This window comes from uncultured Aquincola sp. (genome assembly GCF_964001545.1).
GTDB lineage: Bacteria > Pseudomonadota > Gammaproteobacteria > Burkholderiales > Burkholderiaceae_C > Aquincola.
Window position 1 is genome coordinate 1 of record NZ_CAXFDV010000281.1, and the last position, 7,962, is coordinate 7,962.

The 7,962-nt window shown below is 71.3% G+C and carries 9 protein-coding genes; 5 read left to right on the forward strand and 4 right to left on the reverse strand.

All coding sequences use genetic code 11. The annotated features are described in order from the left end of the window. Both ABNT58_RS09790 and ABNT58_RS09795 read right to left on the reverse strand, forming a co-directional pair. On the reverse strand, positions 1 to 244 hold a 244-nt coding region (locus ABNT58_RS09790; protein ID WP_348753299.1), incomplete at its 3' end, for a glutathione S-transferase N-terminal domain-containing protein. Then, positions 241 to 1,707 carry an MFS transporter gene (locus ABNT58_RS09795; protein ID WP_348753300.1) on the reverse strand — a complete coding sequence of 489 codons (1,467 nt, stop codon included), beginning with the start codon at positions 1,705 to 1,707 and terminating at the stop codon, positions 241 to 243. The genes ABNT58_RS09795 and ABNT58_RS09790, both read right to left, overlap by 4 nt. A 145-nt stretch (positions 1,708 to 1,852) precedes the next feature. Here ABNT58_RS09795 and ABNT58_RS09800 point away from each other — a divergent pair, with 145 nt between their 5' ends. From ABNT58_RS09800 to ABNT58_RS09815, 4 genes are all read left to right on the forward strand, one after another. After that, positions 1,853 to 2,602: an inositol monophosphatase family protein gene (locus ABNT58_RS09800; protein ID WP_348753301.1), complete on the forward strand. Its 750-nt coding sequence runs from the start codon at positions 1,853 to 1,855 to the stop codon at positions 2,600 to 2,602. 184 nt (positions 2,603 to 2,786) lie between these two features. Beyond that, a complete protein-coding gene (locus ABNT58_RS09805; protein WP_348753302.1) occupies positions 2,787 to 3,488 on the forward strand; it encodes an HAD-IA family hydrolase in 702 nt (233 codons plus the stop codon). Between the two features lie 20 nt (positions 3,489 to 3,508). Next, the gene (locus tag ABNT58_RS09810) at positions 3,509 to 4,708 is read left to right on the forward strand and encodes a M20 aminoacylase family protein (RefSeq protein WP_348753307.1); all 1,200 of its coding nucleotides are present in this window, start codon (positions 3,509 to 3,511) and stop codon (positions 4,706 to 4,708) included. Beyond that, positions 4,705 to 5,097, forward strand: coding sequence for a cupin domain-containing protein (locus tag ABNT58_RS09815; protein ID WP_348753303.1), 393 nt, complete (start codon positions 4,705 to 4,707; stop codon positions 5,095 to 5,097). The genes ABNT58_RS09810 and ABNT58_RS09815 overlap by 4 nt, the downstream gene beginning before the upstream one ends. On the opposite strand, the gene ABNT58_RS09820 is transcribed toward ABNT58_RS09815, so the two are convergent. Then, positions 5,079 to 5,867 carry an SDR family oxidoreductase gene (locus ABNT58_RS09820; protein ID WP_348753304.1) on the reverse strand — a complete coding sequence of 263 codons (789 nt, stop codon included), beginning with the start codon at positions 5,865 to 5,867 and terminating at the stop codon, positions 5,079 to 5,081. The genes ABNT58_RS09815 and ABNT58_RS09820 overlap by 19 nt on opposite strands. 32 nt (positions 5,868 to 5,899) lie before the next feature. Beyond that, a complete protein-coding gene (locus ABNT58_RS09825) occupies positions 5,900 to 6,988 on the reverse strand; it encodes an alkene reductase (protein ID WP_348753305.1) in 1,089 nt (362 codons plus the stop codon). A 132-nt stretch (positions 6,989 to 7,120) separates the two neighbouring features. Between ABNT58_RS09825 and ABNT58_RS09830 the strand changes: the two genes are divergently transcribed. After that, positions 7,121 to 7,738, forward strand: coding sequence for a TetR family transcriptional regulator (locus ABNT58_RS09830; RefSeq protein ID WP_348753306.1), 618 nt, complete (start codon positions 7,121 to 7,123; stop codon positions 7,736 to 7,738). The last annotated feature ends 224 nt before the right edge of the window (positions 7,739 to 7,962 follow it).

A 7,962-nucleotide genomic window follows, 5' to 3' on the forward strand; every position in this document is an offset into this window, starting at 1 on the left:
GCAGCTGCTGGCCGCTGCGCTGGGCGATCCAGTCCAGCAGCGCGACGTTTTCGGTCAGCGTGCTGCCGTCGTCCAGCACCAGCGTGGGCACATAACCCTTGGGATTGATGGTGCTGAAGTCCTGGCCGTCTTCGGTGCGTTTGGCACGCAGGTCGACGGTGACGCGGTCGAAGTCGATGCCTGCTTCATGCAAGGCGATGTGCGATGCCAGGCTGCAGGCACCAGGGGCGAGGTAAAGCTTCATGGGGTGTCTCCTTGGGGGGTGGCGCATGTTCGCGCCACAACGGCCTTGGAGCAATCGGCATGCGCACGCACGGGCGCGGCCCGCCCGGCGAGCAGCGCGCCGAGCGCCGGCAGCAGCGCGGCGATCACCCGCACGCCCGCAAAGCCCTGCGCCACCGAGCTGCCCAGGTGGCTGAACACCAGGCCGGCGGCGGCCAGCGCGGCGCTGCTGCACAGCGCATCGCACAGCTGCAGCGCCGAGGCATTGCGGCCCTGCTCGGCCGCCGGCGACAGCCGCAGCGTGAGCACCGACAGCATCGGGAACGACAGGCCGATGCCCAGCCCGGCCAGGGCCCAGCCGAGCAGCAGCACCGGCGCCGGCGCACCCGCCAGCGCCGGCAGCGCGACGATGCCGATGCCCAGCGCCACCAGCGCAAAGCCCGCACGCAGCACCCGCTGGCGCAGCACCTCCTGCTTCAGGCGCGACTGCAGCGTGCTGCCGGCGCTCCATGCCACCGCGCCGATGCTCAGCGCCAGCCCGGCCTGCGCCAGGCTCCAGCCCTGGGCGCGGGTGAGGTACAGCGGCACGAAAGCCTCCGCGGTGCCGAAGCCCGCGGCCAGCAGGCCGCGCAGGGCGATGACCGCGGGCAGGCCCCGTGCGGCCACGCGGCTGCCGGCGGGCAGCAGGCGGCCGGCGGCCCACAGCGCCAGGGCCAGGCCGGCGGCCAGCAGGGCCAGCGTGGGCAGCAGGCTGTCGAAGCTGCCGGCCGCATGCAGTGCGAAGGCCCCGAGCGCCGCCAGCAGCGCCCAGCCCAGCACCCCGGCCGAGGCCTTGCCCGTGGCGGCCGGCTGTGGCAGGCGCGCCAGCGCCGGGATCAGCATCCAGGCGGTGACGGGCACGAGCAGCGCCACGCCCACGAACACCGCGCGCCAGCCCCACTGCGTGGCCAGCGCCGCCGCCAGCGAGGGGCCGACTAGGCCGGGCAGCACCCAGGCCGCCGCGAACAGGGCAAACAGCCGCGGGTGCAGCGCCGGCGGCACCAGCTGGCCCATGCCCACGTACAAGGCCACGCTCAAGAGCCCGCTGCCCAGGCCCTGCAGCACGCGGCCGGCCACCAGCACGCCCATCTGCGGCGCCATACCCGCCAGCAGCAGCCCGGCGCCGAACACGGCCATGCCCAGCACGCTGGCCGCGCGTGCGCCGCGCAGCCAGGCCGGCCGCGCCCGCTGCGTGGCAGCGCCCGGCGTGGTGATCCAGCCGGCCAGCACCATGCCCACCACCGAAGCGGCCAGCAGGCCGCCGAAGGCCAGTGCGTACTGCCCATCGCCGCCCAGATCGTCGGCGATGGCCGGCATCACCGCGGCCACGGCCATGGCCTCGAAGGCCAGCATCGAGACCAGCAGCACCGCGCCCAGACAGGCGGCGCGCCGGCCGCGGGCCAGCAAGGGTTCGTCGGACGGGGTGGTTGTGGAGGTGTGCGGCATCGGGCGCCTGGCCAGTGAAGAAGCCGCCACCCTACAAGCTCAAGTGCACTTGAGGTCAAGCCCGGGCATCGGCGCGGAGGCAGGGGGGGCGCCGGCGGCTGGCCGACAATGCCGGCCCCATCCCAGCTCATCACCGCCCCGTGCCATGACGGCCTCTTCCCGACTGCCCGCGCTCGAGCGCATCGCCACCGCCGCCGCCCAGCTGGCCTTGCAGGCCTGCCAGGCGCCCGACGGCTTTTCCGCCCGCGCCAAGCAGGCGCAGGACTTCGTGTCGGAGATCGACGAGCGGGTGGAGCAGCTGATCCGCGAGCAGCTGGCGCTGGCGTTTCCCGGTGAGGCGGTGTTCGGTGAAGAGCAGGGCGGCGAGCTGGCCGAATGCTGCTGGATCATCGACCCCATCGACGGCACCGCCAACTTCCTGCGCGGCGTGCCGCTGTGGGCGGTGTCCATCGGCTACGTGGCCCAGGGCCAGCCTGAAGCCGGCGTGGTGGCGCTGCCCGCGCTGGGCCTGATGGTGGCCGCGCAGCGCGGCCATGGCCTGCATGTCAACGGTGAGCCATGCCAGCGCCAGGCGCGCTTCGGCGAGGTGAAGCTGGCCTCGCTCGGCGATTCGCACCCGCAGGCCGAGGACGTGATGCGCGCCTACCGCCAGATGCGCGAGGCCGGCTGGGTGGTGGAGATCTATCGCTCGACCGCCACCGCGATGGCGCTGGCCGCCATCGGCCGCCTGGACGGCCATGTGCAGCCGCAGGTCAAGACCTGGGACATGGCCGGCGCACTGCCGCTGTGCCTGGAAGCCGGCCTGACCGTGCGTCACGGGCCCTTGCTCACCGCCGGCGACAGCCATGTGGCGGTGGGCACGGCGGACTTGATGGCCAGCCTGTCGGGCTGCTGAGCCCGCGGCATGCCCGCCGCCGGGGCGGGCGCGCCCCGGCGCCGGGACCTGCTGCACGCCGCCGCAGGATCTGCCGCAGGCTGGCCGACAACCGCAGGCCTTGCCGTGGCAGGGGTGGCTTTTGGTACGCAGGCCGAGGGGGCCAAAACTAAGCTGGCGCCATCTGCCCCCCACGGAGTTTTCCATGGCCCTCAGCCAGTTCAAGGTCCTCACCTTCGACGTCGTCGGCACGCTGATCGACTTCGAGCGCGGCATGCTCGACTACCTGCGCGCCGCGGTGCCGGAGGCCGCCGTCACCGACGACGACTTCCTGGCCGCTTACCGCCGCTCGCGCGGCAGCCCGGAGGTGATCGCCTATCCCGACGACCTGGTGCGCGTGTGGCACCAGATCGCGCCGCAGCTGGGCCTGCCCGACACCGAAGCCCTGGCCCAGGGCCTGCGTGATTCGGTGCCGCGCTGGCCGGCCTTTGCCGATGCGCCCGAGGCACTGCAGCGGCTGCGCAAGCACTTCAAGCTGGTGACCATGACCAATGCCCAGCGCTGGGCGCTGGAACACTTCGACGCCACGCTGGGCCACCCCTTCGACCTGCTGCTGAGCTGCTACGACGCACTGTGCGAGAAGCCCGACCCGCGCTACTTCGCTTATGCCCGTGGCCGCTACGAAGGCGCCTGGGGCTACACCCAGCCGCAGAACCTGCACGTGGCGCAAAGCCAGTACCACGACATCGGCATCGCCCGCCGGCTGGGCCTGGCCACCTGCTGGATCGAGCGGCGAGCCGGCCAGAAGGGCTTTGGCGGCACCATCGCGGTGGAAGAGATCACCCGGCCCGACTACCACTACCGCACGCTGGCGGAACTGGCCGACGCGGTGGAGGCCGGCCTTTGAGCCTCGCCACGCCGGCCGACATGGCCGATGACGTCACCGACCTGCTGCCCGGCCTGGTGGCGCTGCGGCGCGACCTGCATGCCCACCCCGAGCTGGCCTTTGCCGAGCACCGCACCGCCGGCTTGGTGGCGCAGCAGCTGCGGCTGCTGGGCCTGCAGGTGCATGAGGGCCTGGCCGGCACCGGCGTGGTGGCCACGCTGCGTTGCGGCAGCAGCCCGCGCAGCGTGGGCCTGCGCGCCGACATGGACGCGCTGCCGATGCTGGCACTGGGCAGCCAGCCCTGGAAAAGCTGCACCGCAGGCGCCCACCATGGCTGCGGCCATGACGGCCACACCAGCATGCTGCTGGGTGCGGCCCGCCACCTGGCGCGCACCCGCCGCTTCGACGGCACGGTGCACTTCATCTTCCAGCCCGCCGAAGAAGGGCAGGGCGGCGCCCGTGTGATGGTCGAGCAGGGCCTGTTCGAGCGCTTTGCCTGCGACGCGGTCTATGCGCTGCATAACTGGCCCGAGCTGCCACTGGGCCAGGCGCAGACACGTCCTGGCCCCCTCATGGCGGCGGCCGATCGCTTCGACATCGTGCTGCGCGGCCAGGGCGGTCATGCGGCCCAACCGCACCGCACGCCGGATGCGCTGCTGGCCGCCAGCGCGCTGGTGATGCAGCTCAACACCATCGTCGCGCGGCGCATCGACCCGGCCGAATCCGCGGTGCTGTCGGTCACGCGCGTGGAAGGCGGCCACAGCCACAACGTGCTGCCGGCCGAGGTGCGCATCACCGGCACGGTGCGCAGCTTCGATGCCGCATCACAAGACCGCATCGAGGCCGCGCTGCGCGACATGGCGGCCGGCGTGGCGCTGGGCCATGGCGTGCAGGCCGAGGTGAACTATCTGCGCTACTACCCGGCCACGGTGAACACCGCGCCGGAAGCAGCGCTGGCGCTGCAGGCGGCGCAGGCCATCGGCCTGCAGGCCAGCGTGGCACCGCGGCCTGCCTTCACGTCGGAAGACTTCGCCTTCATGCTGCAGCGCCGGCCCGGGGCCTATTTATGGCTGGGCCAGGGCCGCGTGGCCGGCGACAGCCGCCCCAGCCATCCGCTGCACCACCCCCATTACGACTTCAACGACGAGGCCCTGCCGCTGGGCGTGCGCTGGTTCACCGCGGTGGCCGAGCGGGCGCTGGCCGGCAGCGTGGCCTCGATTCAGGCAGGACCCACCCCATGATCACCACCACCCCACGCGGCATCACCGTGCTGCACCAGTCCGCCCAGCTGGGCGGCTTCGAAGACCAGGGCACACCCGCCCGGCCGCTGAGCCAGCCGCCTTGCAAACTGAGCGGCATCGACGTGCCGCTGCCCGGCGCCGAAGGCCATGGCACCGGCGTCTGGCAATGCGAGCCCGGCCGCTTCGAACGCCAGCTGGCCCAGGCCGAGGTCATGCACATCCTGGCCGGCGCCTGCCGCTTCACGCCGACGGATGGCCAGCCCATCGACATCCGCGCGGGCGACACGCTGTTCTTTCCCGCGCACACCACCGGCGTGTGGGACGTGACCGAGACGCTGCGCAAGGTGTTCGTGGTGTTCAAGCCCGCCGATCAGCCCGGTTGCCGGTAGCGCTCGGCCGCGTAGGCCTGGTGGAGGTCTCCCAGCAGCGCCTGGCGCGCCCCATCGAGCGCGGTCCAGCGCTCGGCCGCGCGCAGCGGCGGAATGGTGACCAGCTCGCGGCGATCAAAGCCCACCAGGGCCGCATCGACCAGCTCTTCGACGTCCATCAACTCGGGCAGGCTGTTGATGTCGATGCCCGCGCGCTCCCATATCTCGGTGCGTGTGCCTGCCGGCAACACCGCCTGCACGTACACGCCCTTGGCGCCCAGCTCGACGTTCATGCCCTGCGACAGGAACAGCATGTAAGCCTTGGTGGCGCCATAGACCGACATGCCGAACTCCGGCGCAAGACCCACCACCGAGCCCAGGTTGACGATGGCACCGGCGCCGGCCTGCGCAAGGCGCGGGGCGACCGCGGCCGCCAGCCGCGTGGGCGCGGTGGTGTTGAGCGCGATCAGGCGCTCGATGCTGTCGGCCGTCTGCTGGCCGATGCCGCCGGACTGGGCGATGCCGGCGTTGTTGATCAGGATGCCGATGCGTGCATCGTCCCGCAGGCGGGCCTCGACCGCGGCGAGGTCGGCCGCCTGCGTCAGGTCGGCGGGCAGCACATCAACCGACACCTGGTGTGCCTGGCGCAGGCGCTGGGCCAAGGCGTCCAGGCGGCCCTGGTCACGTGCGACCAGGACGAGGTCATGGCCGCGCTGCGCGAAGCGCTGTGCATAGGTGGCACCGATGCCGGTGGAAGCGCCGGTGATGAGGACGGTGGCAGCAGAAGTCATGTCAGGTTCTCCGTGAGAGTGGGCAGGCGCGATCAGCGGGTTTCGGCCAGCGTGGGGTAGTCGGTGTAGCCGGCCGCACCGCCGCCATACAGCGTGCTCGGGTCCAGCGGTGCCAGCGGCGCGCCCGTCTTCAGACGCTCCACCAGATCGGGGTTCGAGATGAAGGGCCGGCCAAACGCAAACAGGTCGGCTTCGGCCGCCTGCAGCCGCGCCGCAGCCAGGTCGGCGTCGTAGCCGTTGTTGACCAGGTAGGTCTGCTTGAACAGCCGCCGAAGCGCGCCGTAGTCGAACGGCGCCACGTCGCGCGGGCCGCCGGTGGCGCCTTCCACCACATGCAGATAGACGATGCCCAGCGCGCTCAGGCGCTGGACGATGTGCTCGTACTGCGGCTGCGGATCGCTGCAGGAGATGCCGTTGGCCGGTGACACCGGCGAGATGCGCACCCCCGTGCGGTGGGCGCCGATCTCCTGGCTCACGGCGGTCGCCACCTCCAGCAGCAAGCGCGCGCGGTTCTCGATCGAGCCGCCGTAGGCATCGGTGCGGTGGTTGGCGCCGTCCTTGATGAACTGCTCCAGCAGGTAGCCATTGGCGCCATGGATCTCGACGCCGTCGAATCCTGCCTCGATGGCATTCGCCGCCGCCTGCCGGAAGTCGTTCACCAGGCCAGGTATTTCGGTGATGTCCAGCGCGCGCGGCTCGGACACGTCGGCGAAGCCATTGTTGACAAAGGTCTTGGTGGCGGCACGCAGGGCCGAAGGCGCCACCGGCGCTGCGCCGCCCGGCTGCAGGTCGACATGCGAGACACGACCCACGTGCCACAGCTGCACGAAGATGCGCCCGCCGCGCGCATGCACGGCGTCGGTCACACGGCGCCAGCCTGCAATCTGCTGCGGCGTGTACAGCCCGGGCGTGTCCTGGTAGCCCTGCGCCTGGGCCGAGACCTGCGTGGCCTCGGTGATGAGGAGGCCGGCCGAGGCCCGCTGTGCGTAGTAGGTCGCTGCCAGCTCGCTGGGCACCAGCCCGGCACCAGCGCGGTTGCGCGTCAAAGGCGCCATCACGATGCGGTTGGCGAGCGTGAGGGGCCCGAGGGCATACGGCTCGAAGAGGGCTTGCGTGTTCATGCTGTCCGCTTTTTGGTGATCTGACGGCCTCAATGATGATGGTCGTCATGTTTGCTGTCAACGGTTTGATGATGTATTGAATCAATGTACAGTGCAGGCTGAATCAATCACGACGGCAGCAGCGGGCTCGACATGAAGGTCACCAAGGCACAGGCAGAGGCGAACCGGGCGCATATCGTGGAGACGGCCACCACGCTGTTCCGCGAGCGCGGCTATGACGGCGTGGGCGTGGCCGACTTGATGGGCGCCGCCGGCTTCACGCACGGCGGCTTCTACCGGCACTTCGGCTCCAAGGCCGATTTGATGGCCGAGGCAGCCGCCTGTGGCATCGCCCAGACCACCGCGTTGTCCGAGGGTGTGAGCGCAGCTGATTTCGTGAAGGCCTACATCTCCCGCCAGCACCGCGACGCCCTCGCCGGCGGCTGCACGATGGCGGCGCTGGGCGGCGACGCTGCCCGCCAGGGGGCCGAGGTGCGTGCGCCGTTCGCTGCCGGCATCGAAGGCATCCTGGCGGCGCTGAGCCGCGATGCCGACTTCGCCGGCCAGGACGACCCGGCGCAGGTGCGTGTGCGTGCGCTGGATCTGCTGGCGCGCGCCGTGGGCGCCATCGTGCTGTCGCGCGCCTGCCCTGACGATTCACCGCTGGCGGACGAGATCCTGGCGGCGTGCCGGAGCCAGGCCTTGCCCGCACCAAAAGCCGCCCCCAAGGCTCGGGCGGCGGGCCGCCGCGCGGCGCCGAAGCGCCCTTGACGCCGGGCTGAGACGCCGGCCCCCGCCGGGCTGGCAAGGTGGCCGCCGAGGCGCGGGAGAGATCCAACCCCGCGCATCATCTGACGTGCCCTTATTGATGTCTGTCGTCATCAAACGATTGACGTTTGATGATGAACGTACGCATAATGAGCCACGGACCACGCGATTCGGCGTGTTCGTCTTGCGGCTCCCCGGCTTCACCCACCCCGGACATTTCCCGTTCC